Consider the following 13,348-nt stretch of genomic DNA (forward strand, 5'->3'; position numbering starts at 1 on the left):
TCACGCGAGGGCGGCCATGGCCTGGAACACGAGGGCGTGGCGGGCGGCGAGGGCGTCGATATCGGTGGCATAACCGCCGCCGATCACCGCCACGAGGGGGATGCGGCGCCGGCGCGCCTCTCCGACGACGTAGCGATCCCGCGCGGCGAGGCCCGCATCGGTGAGGGACAAGCGCCCGAGCCGGTCGTCCCTATGAGGATCGACCCCGGCATTGTAGAACACGATGTCCGGCGAGAGCCCATCGAGAAGGCCCGGCAGATGCGCGCCGAGCACGGCGGCGTAGGCCGCGTCGTCGATGCCGTCGACGAGGCCTACATCGAGATCGCCCGGTATCTTGCGCGTCGGATAGTTCTTCTCGGCATGGATCGAGAAGGTGAACAGGTCCGGCGAGCCTGCGAGGCAATCGGCGGTGCCGTCCCCCTGATGGACGTCGCAATCGACCACCAGGGCCCTGCGGATCGTACCCTCGTCCTGGAGCGCCAGGGCGGCGGCGGCGACGTCGTTGAACACGCAGAAGCCGGCACCCGTCTCCCGCCGCGCATGGTGACTGCCGCCGGCGGCGCTGCCGGCGAGGCCATGGTCCAGCGCCAGCCGCGCCGCCGCGAGGGTACCGCCGACTGACGCCCGCGAACGGGCCACGACGCTCTCGTCCACCGGCAGGCCGATGCCGCGTTCGATCTCCCGCGACACGGAACAGGACAGGACCGCATCGACGTAATCAGCCCGGTGCGCCCGCTTCAGCAGGGCCGCGTCCGCCGGTTCCGGCCTGACGAAGCCGGAGGGGGCGAGACCAAGCCGCGCCAGCGTTTCGGCCAGCCGCCCATATTTCCGCATCGGGAACCGGTGCCCGTCCGGCAGGACGGCCTGATAGGCGGGGTGGACGACGATGGGCGGAATCATGCCGGGTCGAACCGGCCGTGCCGGAGTACAGTTCCGCGTACGGCCACGGGTCTCGTCTCGCTCACGCGCTCGCCTTCCCTCCGACGGGCGGCCGATGGGAGCCGCGCCGCTGTCATACGACTGAAACAGCCTGCCTGTTACGGCCTCGGGCAGGGGCTGGTTCCGTCAAGCGGCGGGGGCCCGGAGGGAGTGCGGCATGATGGGCAGCATCGAGACCGGCGCGATCGTCGCGCTCTCGCTCTGTGCCGCGCTGACCCTGGTCAATTGTCTCAGCATCGCCATCGCCGCATGGCGCATCGGCCGCAATCGCGGGCTCCCGAGCTTTCCCAGCGCTGCGCCGATCTCCCTCGTGCGCCCGGTCTGCGGCCTCGAAGCGTTCAGCGAGGAGATGCTAGAGCGCGGCTTCCATCTCGCTCATCCGGATTACGAGCTGATCTTCTGCGTCGCTGACGGCCGCGATCCCATCGTCCCGCTGCTGCACCGCCTGATGGCGGCCCATCCGGCGGTGCCGGCGCGGCTCATCGTCGGCGACGAGCGCATCAGCGACAATCCGAAGCTCAACAATTGCGTGCGCGGCTGGGAGGCGGCCCGCCACGAATGGGTGGTGCTCGCCGATTCCAACGTCCTGATGCCACCGGACTATCTGCAACGGCTGCAGGCCTCGTGGCGGGCGGATACGGGCCTCGTCTGCTCCACGCCCATCGGCGCACGGCCGCATGGCTTCTTCGCCGAACTCGAATGCGCCTTCCTCAATACGCTTCAGGCGCGCTGGCAATATACCGGCGAGAGTCTCGGCCTCGGCTTCGCCCAGGGCAAGAGCATGCTCTGGCACAAGCCCTTCCTCGATGCGCAGGGCGGGATCCGGGCGCTCGCCGCCGAGATCGCCGAGGATGCGGCGGCGACCAAGCTCGTGCGCGCGGCGGGCAAGCGGGTGCATCTCGTGGCCTCGCCCTTCGACCAGCCCCTGGGCAACCGTGCGTTCCGCGAGGTCTGGTCGCGGCAGGTGCGCTGGGCGCGCCTGCGCCGGGTCACCTTCCCGCATTTCTTCGCGCCGGAGATCGGCTCGGGCGCGGTGCTTCCCTTCGCGATCGCGGCGCTCGCGGTCCCGGACGCTCCGGTCCTGATCGGCGTCGTCGCCATGGCCATGCTCTGGTACGGCGCCGAATACGCGCTCGCCGCCCGCGCCGGGTGGCACCGCTCTCCCCGGCTCCTCCTCGCCTTCCTCCTGCGCGACGCGACCCTCCCGGTCATGTGGGCGAGCGCCTGGATGCAGAGCGCCATCGTCTGGCGCGGCAACGCCATGGACATCCGCCCCAAGGAGACGCCCCGCCTGCGCACCCGCGCGACGGTGGCCTGACGGCGGATACGGGCGCCGCACTCCCTATTTCTCGTACGGCAAAACTCTTGCTTGGCCATTTCCCGACGGCAGCCTTCGCCGATGACGGGAAGCCACCATGCAAAGCGAATCCACCGGCCTGCATAAAGGCCTGAACGCGTTCCATCTCTGGGGTATCGCCGTCGGTCTCGTGATCTCGGGCGAGTATTTCGGTTGGAGCTATGGCTGGGCCAGCGCCGGAACCCTCGGCTTCCTGGTGACGACGACCTTCATCGCCGCAATGTACGTCGCCTTCATCTTCAGTTTCACCGAACTCACCACGGCCATCCCGCAGGCCGGCGGGCCCTTCGCCTATAGCCGACGCGCCTTCGGACCGATCGGCGGCTGCATCGCCGGCTACGCGACGCTGATCGAGTTCGTCTTCGCGCCGCCCGCCATTGCGCTCGCCATCGGCGCCTATCTCAACGTCCAGTTTCCGGGCCTCGACCCGAAACACGCGGCGCTTGGCGCCTACCTGATCTTCATGACCCTCAACATCATCGGGGTGCAGATCGCCGCCACGTTCGAGCTGTTCGTGACCATCCTGGCGGTGGGCGAGCTGCTGGTCTTCATGGGCGTCGTCGCCCCCGCCTTCAGCCTCACCAATTTCGCCGCCCATGGCTGGGCCGGCGAATCCACATTCAGCCTCGCCGCGGTGGGCGGCATGTTCGCGGCCATCCCCTTTGCCATCTGGTTCTTCCTCGCCATCGAGGGCGTTGCCATGGCGGCGGAAGAGGCCAAGGACCCCAAGCGCACGATCCCCATCGCCTACATCACCGGCGTGCTGACGCTCACCGTCCTCGCCTTCGGCGTGATGATCTTCGCCGGCGGCTCGGGTGACTGGCGCACCCTGAGCAACCTCAACGACCCGCTGCCCCAGGCGATGAAGACGGTGGTGGGCGAGTCGAGCGGTTGGCTGCACATGCTGGTGTGGCTCGGCCTGTTCGGCCTCGTGGCCTCTTTCCACGGCATCATCATGGGCTATTCGCGCCAGATCTTCGCCCTCGGCCGCGCCGGCTACCTGCCCGGCTTCCTCGCCAAGGTGCACCCGCGCTTCCAGACCCCGCATGTGGCCACCGTCGCCGGCGGCCTCGTCGGCATCGCGGCGATCTACAGCGACAACCTCATCGAGATCGCGGGCCAGTCCCTCACCGCGAGCATCGTCACGATGGCGGTGTTCGGCGCGCTGGTGATGTACGGCATGAGCATGGCAGCCCTGTTCAAGCTGCGCCGCAGCGAGCCCGACCTCGCCCGTCCCTATCGGGCGCCGTTCTTCCCCGTGGCCCCCGCCTTCGCCCTGGCCATGGCCGGCATCTGCTTCATCGCCCTGGTCATCTTCAACCCGGTGATCTTCGCGATCTTCCTGGCCGTGATGGTGGTCGCGGTCGCCGCCTCGCATTTCCTGGCGAAGCCGGTGGCGGCTGCTCCCGCCGCGACGTTCGATCCCGCTATCTGAGGGGCTGGGGCTCGTATCGATCCCCAGTCTTGGCCATAAGACGGCGATGAAGATTGGAATCATCGAAGCGGGAGCACCGCCTGCTCGCCTGGCCGAGGACTACCCGTCCTACGGTCGCATGGTGGAGAGACTCCTCGGCGACCCGGCCGAGGTGACGACCTTTCCGGTGGCGGAGGGGCGGTTTCCGGCCTCTCCCGAGGCGTTCGACGCGTTCGTCGTGACGGGTTCGGCGGCGGGCATCTATGACGACCTGCCGTGGATCGCGCCGCTCAAGGATTTCCTGCGCGAGGTCGATGGGCGCGCCAAGCTCGTCGGCCTCTGCTTCGGCCATCAGATCATGGCGGCGGCCTTCGGCGGCACGGTGGAGAAATCGGCGAAGGGCTGGGGCATCGGCCTCCACACCTATGACGTGTTCGAACGCGCGGACTGGATGGACGAGGCGAGCCGCGTCTCGGTTCCGGCGATCCACCAGGATCAGGTCATCGCTCCCCCTTCGGACGCGCGCGTTCTCGGCGGCAATGCCTTCACGCCCTACGGCATCCTGTCCTATCCCGAACGACGGGCGATCTCGTTCCAGGTCCATCCGGAATTCGAGATCGATTATGCGACGGCTCTCATTGCCGGGCACCGGCCCACGGCACCTCACGACGAGGCGTTTCAGGCAGCGGCCGTCGCCTCGCTGCGCGGCAAGAGCGATGCTCCCCGCGTCGGCGGCTGGATCCGCCAATTCCTGCAATCGAGGTAGGGGCTGCCCGGCACTGGCTCACGGGCCGCGTCGCCGGGGCGAATGGTGCGGGCGGTCGGAATCGAACCGACACTCTGTCACCAGAACCGGATTTTGAGTCCGGCGCGTCTACCAGTTCCACCACGCCCGCAACATCCGCCTCATGGCACAGGATCGCGCGGACGGCCAGAGGGGTTTTGCGGCCGGGCCTCGCCACGACGGTTCCGGCTCGCAAGTCCGGCTCGCAAGTCCGGCCGGGTTGTGCTCAAAGAGCCTCGCGCCCTCCCCTTTCGGATAGAAGCCCTTCATGATCCGCCGCCTCTACGAGTGGATACTCGCGCTCGCGGGCAAGCCGTCCGCCCCCTACGCGCTCGGTGCGGTGGCGTTCTCGGAGAGTTCGTTCTTTCCGGTCCCGCCCGACGTGATGCTGGTGCCGATGGCGGTGAGCCGGCCCGACAAGGTCTGGTTCTACGCGACGATCACCACCCTGTCGTCGGTGGCCGGCGGGTTGCTCGGCTACGCGATCGGCGCGCTGCTCTACGATTCCATTGGGGTCTGGCTGTTCTCGCTCTATGGGCTGAACGAGAAGGCGGCGAGCTTCCAGGCCTCTTACGCCCAGTACGGGCATTGGGTGATCCTGCTGAAGGGGCTCACGCCGATCCCGTTCAAGCTGGTGACGATCACGTCGGGCTTCGCCCATTACGACCTGTTCTGGTTCGTCCTGCTCTCGCTCATCACCCGCGGGGCGCGCTTCTTTCTCCTCGCTGGGCTTCTGAAGCGCTACGGCGTATCCATTCGCGCCGTCCTCGACCGGCATCTGAACGTCGTCGCGGCCATCACGGTGGCCGTCATCATCCTCGGCTTCGTCCTGTTCAAGGTGCTGCTGTGATCGATTACTCTACACTCCTCCGCCTTCGCCGGGCTGCGCTCGCGGTCCTGATCGGCTCCGCACTGGCGATCGCGGGCGCCTTCTATTTTCAGTGGGTCCTCGGCTACGTGCCGTGCAAACTCTGCCTGACGGAGCGCCTGCCCTATTACGCGGCGATCCCGCTGGCCCTGCTGGCGCTGTTCACGCCCGAGCGCCTGACCCGGCTGATCCTCGGGATCGCCGCCCTCGGGCTGCTCTACGGGGCAGGCCTCAGTGTCTATCACGCGGGCGCCGAATGGGCGTTCTGGGCCGGCCCGTCCGATTGCGGCGGCGGCAGCGGCGCCAATCCCAGCGATGTCGGCGACTTTCTCGATACCCTGAAGGCGACGCGGGTCGCCGATTGCTCCACCGCCGCCTGGCGTTTCCTCGGCATCTCGCTTGCCGGCTGGAATGCGGCCATCGCCTTTGTCCTGGCCTCCATCGCCGGAACGGCGGCCCTCAAGCGGTAACGGGACGGCGCCGACCTCTCAGTTGAGGTCGCCCGGCAGGGCGGGGAGCGGCGCGACCTCGATCCCCTCCTCCACGAGGGCGCGCGCCTCGGCGGGGCTCGCTTCGCCGTAGATCGCCCGGGACTCGGCCTCGCCGTAATGCATGCGGCGGGCCTCCTCCGGGAAGCGGGGGCCGACATTGTCGGCGGTCCGGGTCACATGCTCGCGCATGGCTCGCATCAGCGCGCGCAACTGCCGCTCCGGCTCGGCCATCACCGGCACCTCCGTCGAAGGCGCGGCGACGGGGTCGCTCGCAGTAGCTTCGGCGATCGCGCGGCTTTTGTCCGGCACCATTGCGACGGTCTTTGCCAGCGCCGGCGCCATCATGGCCTTCGTGACCCGCGTGGAGCCGCAGGCCAGACAGGCAACAAGGCCGTCCGCCGCCTGAGCGTCGTAGGAATCGCTGGAGCGAAACCATCCTTCGAAATCGTGTCCGTTCTCGCAGACGAGCGTGTAGCGGATCATCGGCGGGACCGGACCGGTCTCATGCTCATCCCGTCCGCCCGACCCGTTCCACCGTGAAGGGGCGCGCGTGTTTGAGGGCGGGAATCCGCCCCCGTGCCTCCGTGACGCGGGCGAGGTCGATCTCGGCCAGGATCACGCCGGGCTCGGCCCCGCCGGCATCCGCCAGCACCTTGCCCCAGGGATCGACGATGATCGAGTGACCGTAGGTCTCGCGTCCATCCTCATGGCGACCGCCTTGCGCGGCCGAGATCATGAACGATCCGGTCTCGATGGCGCGGGCGCGGTGGAGGACATGCCAATGCGCCTCGCCTGTCTGCTTGGTGAAACAGGCCGGCGCGCTGAGGATCGTCGCCCCGGCTTCCGCGAGAGCCCGGTACAGGGCCGGGAAACGCAGGTCGTAGCAGATCGCGATGCCGAGCGGCGCCCAGGGCGTCTCGGCGACGACCGCGCAGGCACCGCCGGTATAGGTGTTGGATTCGCGCCAGCGCTCGCCGTTGGGAAGATCCACGTCGTAGAGGTGGAGCTTGTCGTAAGACGCGGTGATCGCGCCTTCCGCATCGATGAGGAAAGCCCGGTTCGCGATCTTGTCGCCGTTCCGCACGGCCAGCGAGCCGATATGGACGACGATGCCGCACTCGCGGGCCACCTCGCGCAGGGCAGCGAGGGTCACATCCTCGTCCTGCTCGCGCACATTGGCGAACAGGCTGGCTTTGTCCCGCTCCACCAGGGAGGTCATCTCCGGGGTCTGTACGTAGTGTGCCCCCTGGGACGCCGCCTCCCGCACCAGGGCGACGGCGGCATCGCGGTTAGCGAGGGGATCACGCCCCGACCGCATCTGGACGCAGGCCGCGACGAAGTGAGGCTCGGCATTCGCCTGTGGCGTCGGCGAAGAGTCGCTCACGATGGCACCGCCGGCGCCGACAGGAGCGGATCCAGCTTGCCCGACCGGTCGAGGGCATAGAGGTCGTCGCAGCCGCCCACATGCGTCTCGCCGATGAAGATCTGTGGCACGCTGGTCCGCCCACCGGCACGCTGGGTCATGGCGAGGCGCGAGCCCGCGATCTTCTCGACGTCGATCTCGGTGAAGGAAACGCCCTTCTCCCGCAGCAAGGTCTTGGCGGCGGTGCAGTAAGGGCACCAGGCTGTCGTGTAGATGGTCACCGGAGGCATGGTTTGCTGACGTCCCGCTTCGCTCCCCTCGGCATATAGGGGACCGACCGTCACCTTCCTACCAGCAAGACAGCTTACTGTTACAGCGCCGTCATCGGGCCGTGGAGCAGTTCCCGTCTCAGGCGGCCAGCAGCTTCTCGACCTCGTTGACGAGATCGCGCAGGTGGAAGGGCTTCGAGAGCACCTTCGCGTCTTTCGGGGCCTTCGAATCGGGGTTGAGGGCCACCGCCGCAAAACCCGTGATGAACATCACCTTGATGTCCGGATCGAGTTCGGTAGCGCGGCGGGCCAGTTCGATCCCGTCCATCTCCGGCATCACGATGTCGGTGAGGAGCAGTTCGAAGGGCTCCTCGCGCAGGCGGTTATAGGCCGACAGGCCGTTGTCGAACGACAGCACGTCATAGCCGGCATTCTGCAACGCCTTGGCCAGAAAGCGGCGCATGTCGTTGTCGTCTTCGGCCAGGAGGATCTTCATCTGTCGGTGTCCCGCACCCGTGAGTCGCTGAGTTCATTTCATAAAGCGCAGACTTGGTAAACAAGGTGTTGAGATCGGCGGCCGGGCCGCGTGCACGGGGGCACACCGGCCTCTTCATGACGGGGCGTGTCACAGTGGACACGCCCCGTCGCACGCCGCAAAGTGCGGCCATGCGTTTCCCCGTCAGCCCCTGGGCGCCCACGCCGCGATGACCGAGCCGAGCCCTCGCCGGGATGCCGCGAATCCAGGAGATTTCGCGCCGCCCTTCGCCATCGACGAGCCGAGGGAGCACACGCTTCCGTTCGTGTTCAATACGCCTCATTCCGGTGCGGTCTACCCGAAAGCCTTCCTGGCGGCGTCGCGCCTCGACCCGTTGGCGCTCCGGCGCTCGGAAGACGCCTATGTCGACCGGCTGTTCGCGCCCGTGGTCGATCTCGGCGCGCCGCTGATGCGCGCGAACTTCCCGCGGGCCTATCTCGACGTGAACCGCGAGCCCTACGAACTCGACCCGCGCATGTTCGACGGGCGCCTTCCGCCCTTCGCCAACACGCGGTCCATGCGGGTGGCCGGCGGCCTCGGCACGGTGCCGAGGGTGGTCGCCGACGGTCAGGAGATCTACCGCGGGCGGCTTCCCGTCGAAGAGGCGGTCGCGCGGATCGAGGAACTCTACAAGCCGTATCATCGCACCCTGCGCGGCCTCGTCCAGCGCACGGCCCGCGTCTTCGGCTACGCTATCCTGATCGATTGCCACTCGATGCCGTCATCGAGCCTGTTGCGCGAGGAGGATTCCAAGGCCGATTTCGTCTTGGGCGACAGGTTCGGAACGAGCTGCACGCCGGCCCTGACCGCGGCGTTCGAGCACCATCTGCGCGCGCGCGGCTTCCGGACCCTGCGCAACAAGCCTTATGCGGGCGGCTTCATCACCGAACATTACGGCGAGCCGAATATCGGCCGTCACGCGCTTCAGATCGAGATCAATCGCGGTCTCTACATGAACGAGACCACCCTTGCGGTCACGGGAGGCTTCGCCGACCTGGTCTGGATGCTGCGCGAGGTGGTCAAGGCGGTCGCCGAGGAGATGGACACTCTCACGCCGCGCAGGATGGCAGCCGAGTAGGCCCGTTCCAGACCACGCACGTCCAGGGTTCGAGCGCGCCTGAATCGCTGCGTCGAAGCCGATCCCACCGAAGAATGGATCGCCCAAGAAAAAAGGCCGCTCCGAAGAGCGGCCCGAAGTCTAGGGAGGAAACGCCCAAGAAGGGCTACGGGACCGCGACGCCATCGCGATCTCGCAATGCACAAAGTAAAGTGCGCCGCACAAAACGCAAGGGTGTTTCGCCGCCGAAAGGCTGCACGTCGCGCATGCCCCGCCCGCGTCTGATGCACCATACGGCGCAGCTTGCAGGTCTCGGTCGTTTCGGCTCACAATTCGCGGAGGAGACGGGCGATTTCGGCCTTGAGCGGCTCGGCCAGATCCTCGCGCTCGAGCGCGTAGGCAATGTTCGCGGTGAGGAAGCCGAGCTTCGAACCGGTATCGTAGGTCCGGCCCTCGTAGCGCATGCCGAAGAAGGACTGCTTCTCGGCGAGTTTGATCATGGCGTCGGTGAGCTGGATCTCGCCGCCGGCACCTTTCTCGCCATGCTCCAGGATCGAGAAGATCTCCGGCTGGAGGATGTAGCGGCCGGAAATGATGAAGTTCGACGGGGCGGTACCCTGTTTGGGCTTCTCGATCATGCCGTTGATCTCGAAGGTCTGCCCGTAGGTCTCACCGACGCCGACGATGCCGTACTGGTGCGTCTCTTCCGGCTTCACCTCTTCCACGGCGATGACGTTGCCGCCATGGCGCTCGTAGGCCGAGAGCATCTGGTGCATGCAGCCCTTGCTCAGCATGTCGGGCAGCAGCACCGCGAACGGCTCGTTGCCGACGATCTCCCGGGCACACCACACCGCATGGCCGAGGCCGAGGGGGGCCTGCTGGCGGGTGAAGCTCGTCTGTCCGGCGGCCGGGAGATCACGCTTCAGCTCCTCGTAGATCGCTTCCTTGCCGCGCTCTTGCAGCATCCGGTCGAGTTCGAAGGCGATGTCGAAATGATCCTCGATCACGGCCTTGCCGCGCCCGGTCACGAAGATGAAATGTTCGATCCCGGCCTCGCGCGCCTCGTCCACCACATGCTGGACGACCGGCCGGTCGACCACGGTGAGCATTTCCTTCGGGACGGCCTTGGTGGCGGGCAGGAAGCGGGTACCCAACCCTGCGACAGGCAGGACGGCTTTACGAATCGGTTTCATCAAGCGGGACCCGGTCTCTTAAAATGCGGTGGGAACAACCCGGAGGCGGAGGACGATAGCACGTTGTCGCGATCTCGCGAGCAAGAACAAAACCATTTCCACGCCCAACTCAGCCTAACGCGCCGCATGATCACACGGAGGGTTTGAGGTATATCTTCCGCGAAGTCGGCGGGAATGGAAGTGGGGCCATGGCGATTCTGGTGACGGGCGGCGCAGGATATATTGGCAGCCACATGGTGTTGGCGCTGCTGGATGCCGGCCACGAGGACGTCGTCGTCATCGATGATCTGTCCACCGGTTTCGACTGGGTGCTTCCGCCCGAGGTCACCCTGGTCGTGGGCGACGTGGCGGATCAGACCCTGGTGAAGCGGGTCATCGCCGAGCACGGGGTCGACGTGCTGGCGCATTTCGCCGCCAAGATCGTGGTGCCGGAATCGGTGGCGGACCCGCTCGGCTACTATCTCTCGAACACGGTCAAGACCAGGGCGCTCATCGAGGCCGCCGTAGCCGGAGGGGTGAAGCATGTCATCTTCTCCTCCACCGCCGCCATCTACGGCGAGCCCGACATCGTCCCGGTTCCCGAAGACCTCGTCGCCGCGCCGATCAACCCCTACGGCCGCTCGAAACTGATGAGCGAATGGATGATCGCCGACGCCGCCAAGGCCCATGGCTTCAGCTACGTCATCCTGCGCTACTTCAACGTCGCCGGGGCCGATCCGCGCGGGCGCAGCGGCCAATCCGCAAGCGACGCCACCCACCTCATCAAGGTCGCCACGCAGGCCGCACTCGGCCGGCGCACTCATCTCGATGTGTTCGGCACGGATTATCCCACCCCCGACGGCTCGTGCCTGCGCGACTACATCCAGGTGTCCGACCTCGCTGAGGCCCATTGCGTGGCGATCGCGCATCTGCGCTCGGGCGGCGAGAGCAAGACGCTCAATTGCGGCTACGGACGCGGCTATTCGGTCCTCGAAGTCATTGAGGTGGTCAAGCGGATCTCGGGCCGCGACTTTGAGGTGAGGCTGGCGCCGCGCCGGCCCGGCGACCCGGCGCAGATCGTGGCGAAGGCCGACCGGATCCGCGACGAATTGGGATGGCGCCCGCGCCATGACGACCTCGACGGGATCGTGGCCCAGGCCCTCGCCTGGGAAGAGTCGCTGGCCCGGCGCAACCGTCTATGAAACTTCTCCTTCGCGCCGCCATCACCGTCTGCGTCCTGCTGGCGAACGAGGCCAGGGCACAGGATACCGTCCGCGTCCCCGCGGCCGCAAAGCCGGACATGGCGGCCAGCGCATCGTTCCGCAGCTTCATCGATGCCTTGCGGCCCGATGCGCAGGCACGTGGGGTCAGCACGGCGACCTTCGAAGCGGCGTTTCGCGGGGTGTCCTCGCCCGATTCCAGCATTCTCGCCAGGACCACCGCTCAAGGTGAGTTCGGCCGTCCCGTCTGGGAGTATCTCGTCGGCGCGGTGTCGACTGGGCGGATCGCCAAAGGGCGATCCCAGGCGGCTCATCTCTCGAACACCCTGTCGGCGATCGAGGCGCGCACGGGCGTGCCCCGCTGGATCATCCTCGCCTTCTGGGGGGTCGAGTCGGATTTCGGGGCGAGCGGCGGGACCGTCCCGACCATCCGCGCCCTGGCGACCCTGGCGCAGGCGCGCTTTCGCGGCACGCTGTTTCGCAACGAACTCCTCGACGCCCTGACCATCCTTCAACGCGGCGACATCGCACCCGAGGCGATGAAGGGCTCCTGGGCGGGCGCCATGGGCCAGACCCAGTTCCTGCCCTCGACCTTCCTCAAACATGCGGTCGATTTCGACGGGGATGGCCACCGCGACATCTGGCGGTCCGAGGCCGATGCCCTGGCCTCCATCGCCGGCTATCTCCAAGCGCTCGGCTGGAACCGCGACCTGTCATGGGGCTATGCCGTGACGCTTCCCGGCGGGTTCGATCTGACGCGATACCGGGCGGACCTGTCGGACTTCACGAAACGCGGTGTTCGCAGGATCGATGGCGGAGCCCTGCCGGCATCGGGCGCGGCGAGCCTGTTCCTGCCCGGCGGTTCGGGCGGGCCGGTCTTCCTGATCACCGACAATTTCGAGGTGATCCGAGCCTACAACACCTCCGATTCCTACGCCGTCGCGGTCGGGCACTTGGCCGACCGGCTCGCCGGCGGGCCGGCCTTGGCGGCGCCCTGGCCAACGGGTGCGGCTCGCCTCGACAAAGCTGGCTTGCAAGCGCTGCAGAAGGGCCTCGCCGCCCGCGACCTCTATGCCGGCGATTCCGACGGCCGGGCCGGGCCGAAGCTGCGGGAGGCGGTCCGCCAGTATCAGATCAAGGAAGGTCTCGTGGCCGACGGCTACGCCACGCCTGCCCTTCTGGAGCACATCACGGCGCGTCACTGAAGACGCCCAGGCGGAGCAATCCGAAGCTTGTCACCCTGGGAAGGACGCGAGCGTCGACTTTGCTTCGACAATCCAACACTTTACATCATCCTGATGCGCCGCGCAGCGGCCTCGAAGGAGCCCTCCAGGGATCGCATTGGCCGCCGGAAGCCTCCTTCGGGGCCCTTTATCGAGGCGAAGAGCCCTTCAGGATGAGGTGATTGGACGGGGAGACCCGATCCAGCCCGATCATCCGCTGACCGGTTCGATCAAGCGACCTCTTAGACGCGGGGCGGATCGTCGGCTAGGATGGCGGCGTCTCGTCGTCAGACGATCAGCAGGCAGGTCGCAGCGTGGCATCCAGCACCGTAAAGAAGGCACCGAACGGGGTGAGCATCGCGGGACGGGTGAGGGACGCTCTTCTCCGCGCCTGTCTCCTCGCTCTGTTCGCGACACCTCTGCTCTTCACATCAGGCCCGTCCGCCGTGGCGCAGTGGGGGGATTCCTACGATACCTCTCGCGGCGATTCTTATTACGCGCCGCGTCGCCGGCCTCGCGAAGAGGGGGATTACGGCGGCAGGCAGGCGAACCGCCGCTACGCCCCTCCCCCCCAGGAAGCGCCGCGCCAGTTCTACTGGCCCTGGGAGGATCGCCCGCAACAGGTCCAGCCGACCCCGCCCCCCGTCCCGTCGGCC

Annotated in this window: 14 protein-coding genes, 1 tRNA gene and 1 pseudogene; 9 read left to right on the forward strand and 7 right to left on the reverse strand. The window is 67.2% G+C overall.

The window, feature by feature from the left end; genetic code table 11:
* Positions 1-900 (reverse strand): histone deacetylase, encoded by a 900-nt coding sequence (locus FPV16_RS04540; protein ID WP_227436437.1) that lies wholly within the window; start codon positions 898-900, stop codon positions 1-3.
* A 196-nt stretch (positions 901-1,096) separates the two neighbouring features.
* On the opposite strand from FPV16_RS04540, the gene FPV16_RS04545 reads away from it, so the two are divergent.
* From FPV16_RS04545 to FPV16_RS04555, 3 genes are all read left to right on the forward strand, one after another.
* Positions 1,097-2,257 (forward strand): ceramide glucosyltransferase, encoded by a 1,161-nt coding sequence (locus tag FPV16_RS04545; RefSeq protein WP_227436440.1) that lies wholly within the window; start codon positions 1,097-1,099, stop codon positions 2,255-2,257.
* Positions 2,258-2,354: 97 nt separating this feature from the next.
* A complete protein-coding gene (gene eat / locus FPV16_RS04550) occupies positions 2,355-3,731 on the forward strand; it encodes an ethanolamine permease (protein ID WP_227436442.1) in 1,377 nt (458 codons plus the stop codon).
* A 46-nt stretch (positions 3,732-3,777) separates the two neighbouring features.
* The gene (locus tag FPV16_RS04555) at positions 3,778-4,476 is read left to right on the forward strand and encodes a glutamine amidotransferase-related protein (RefSeq protein WP_227436444.1); all 699 of its coding nucleotides are present in this window, start codon (positions 3,778-3,780) and stop codon (positions 4,474-4,476) included.
* Between the two features lie 43 nt (positions 4,477-4,519).
* Here FPV16_RS04555 and FPV16_RS04560 read toward each other — a convergent pair.
* Positions 4,520-4,606, reverse strand: a tRNA-Leu gene (locus tag FPV16_RS04560).
* A gap of 156 nt (positions 4,607-4,762) precedes the next feature.
* On the opposite strand from FPV16_RS04560, the gene FPV16_RS04565 reads away from it, so the two are divergent.
* Positions 4,763-5,344, forward strand: coding sequence for a YqaA family protein (locus FPV16_RS04565; protein WP_227436446.1), 582 nt, complete (start codon positions 4,763-4,765; stop codon positions 5,342-5,344).
* Positions 5,341-5,832, forward strand: a complete 492-nt coding sequence (locus FPV16_RS04570) for a disulfide bond formation protein B (RefSeq protein ID WP_018044976.1) — start codon at positions 5,341-5,343, stop codon at positions 5,830-5,832. Before FPV16_RS04565 ends, FPV16_RS04570 begins: the two co-directional genes overlap by 4 nt.
* Positions 5,833-5,850: 18 nt before the next feature.
* Here FPV16_RS04570 and FPV16_RS04575 read toward each other — a convergent pair whose 3' ends face one another.
* The 4 genes from FPV16_RS04575 to cpdR form a co-directional block, all read right to left on the reverse strand.
* Entirely contained in the window at positions 5,851-6,336 is a 486-nt protein-coding gene (locus FPV16_RS04575; protein WP_227436448.1) for a DUF1178 family protein, read from the reverse strand.
* A gap of 25 nt (positions 6,337-6,361) precedes the next feature.
* Positions 6,362-7,237, reverse strand: a complete 876-nt coding sequence (locus FPV16_RS04580; protein ID WP_319802218.1) for a carbon-nitrogen hydrolase family protein — start codon at positions 7,235-7,237, stop codon at positions 6,362-6,364.
* Positions 7,234-7,506 (reverse strand): glutaredoxin 3, encoded by a 273-nt coding sequence (gene grxC / locus FPV16_RS04585; protein WP_227436451.1) that lies wholly within the window; start codon positions 7,504-7,506, stop codon positions 7,234-7,236. Before grxC ends, FPV16_RS04580 begins: the two co-directional genes overlap by 4 nt.
* A 118-nt stretch (positions 7,507-7,624) precedes the next feature.
* Positions 7,625-7,981 (reverse strand): cell cycle two-component system response regulator CpdR, encoded by a 357-nt coding sequence (gene cpdR / locus FPV16_RS04590; RefSeq protein WP_003603128.1) that lies wholly within the window; start codon positions 7,979-7,981, stop codon positions 7,625-7,627.
* A 208-nt stretch (positions 7,982-8,189) separates the two neighbouring features.
* On the opposite strand from cpdR, the gene FPV16_RS04595 reads away from it, so the two are divergent.
* Complete coding sequence (locus tag FPV16_RS04595; protein ID WP_227436453.1) at positions 8,190-9,098, forward strand: N-formylglutamate amidohydrolase; 909 nt, start codon at positions 8,190-8,192, stop codon at positions 9,096-9,098.
* Positions 9,099-9,403: 305 nt separating this feature from the next.
* Here the strand turns inward: FPV16_RS04595 and galU are convergent, their stop codons facing one another.
* Positions 9,404-10,270 (reverse strand): UTP--glucose-1-phosphate uridylyltransferase GalU, encoded by an 867-nt coding sequence (galU, locus tag FPV16_RS04600; RefSeq protein WP_227436454.1) that lies wholly within the window; start codon positions 10,268-10,270, stop codon positions 9,404-9,406.
* 188 nt (positions 10,271-10,458) lie between these two features.
* On the opposite strand from galU, the gene galE reads away from it, so the two are divergent.
* From galE to FPV16_RS04615, 3 genes and pseudogenes are all read left to right on the forward strand, one after another.
* Positions 10,459-11,451 carry a UDP-glucose 4-epimerase GalE gene (gene galE / locus FPV16_RS04605; protein WP_227436456.1) on the forward strand — a complete coding sequence of 331 codons (993 nt, stop codon included), beginning with the start codon at positions 10,459-10,461 and terminating at the stop codon, positions 11,449-11,451.
* Positions 11,448-12,674 carry a lytic murein transglycosylase gene (locus FPV16_RS04610; protein WP_413629178.1) on the forward strand — a complete coding sequence of 409 codons (1,227 nt, stop codon included), beginning with the start codon at positions 11,448-11,450 and terminating at the stop codon, positions 12,672-12,674. The genes galE and FPV16_RS04610 overlap by 4 nt, the downstream gene beginning before the upstream one ends.
* A 332-nt stretch (positions 12,675-13,006) precedes the next feature.
* Positions 13,007-13,348 (forward strand): annotated as a pseudogene (locus tag FPV16_RS04615) (hypothetical protein); the annotation flags it as partial.

Origin of the sequence: Methylobacterium sp. W2, from assembly GCF_020662345.1 — a bacterium.
In the GTDB taxonomy this organism is placed as follows: domain Bacteria; phylum Pseudomonadota; class Alphaproteobacteria; order Rhizobiales; family Beijerinckiaceae; genus Methylobacterium.

Coding starts and splice junctions, on each gene's coding strand:
- FPV16_RS04610 (WP_413629178.1), top strand. CDS start 11,448: ATGAAACTTCTCCTTCGCGCCGCCATCACCGTCTGCGTCCTGCTGGCG.
- FPV16_RS04595 (WP_227436453.1), top strand. CDS start 8,190: ATGACCGAGCCGAGCCCTCGCCGGGATGCCGCGAATCCAGGAGATTTC.
- FPV16_RS04575 (WP_227436448.1), bottom strand. CDS start 6,336: ATGATCCGCTACACGCTCGTCTGCGAGAACGGACACGATTTCGAAGGA.
- FPV16_RS04540 (WP_227436437.1), bottom strand. CDS start 900: ATGATTCCGCCCATCGTCGTCCACCCCGCCTATCAGGCCGTCCTGCCG.
- galU (WP_227436454.1), bottom strand. CDS start 10,270: ATGAAACCGATTCGTAAAGCCGTCCTGCCTGTCGCAGGGTTGGGTACC.
- cpdR (WP_003603128.1), bottom strand. CDS start 7,981: ATGAAGATCCTCCTGGCCGAAGACGACAACGACATGCGCCGCTTTCTG.
- FPV16_RS04555 (WP_227436444.1), top strand. CDS start 3,778: ATGAAGATTGGAATCATCGAAGCGGGAGCACCGCCTGCTCGCCTGGCC.
- FPV16_RS04545 (WP_227436440.1), top strand. CDS start 1,097: ATGATGGGCAGCATCGAGACCGGCGCGATCGTCGCGCTCTCGCTCTGT.
- galE (WP_227436456.1), top strand. CDS start 10,459: ATGGCGATTCTGGTGACGGGCGGCGCAGGATATATTGGCAGCCACATG.
- FPV16_RS04565 (WP_227436446.1), top strand. CDS start 4,763: ATGATCCGCCGCCTCTACGAGTGGATACTCGCGCTCGCGGGCAAGCCG.
- eat (WP_227436442.1), top strand. CDS start 2,355: ATGCAAAGCGAATCCACCGGCCTGCATAAAGGCCTGAACGCGTTCCAT.
- grxC (WP_227436451.1), bottom strand. CDS start 7,506: ATGCCTCCGGTGACCATCTACACGACAGCCTGGTGCCCTTACTGCACC.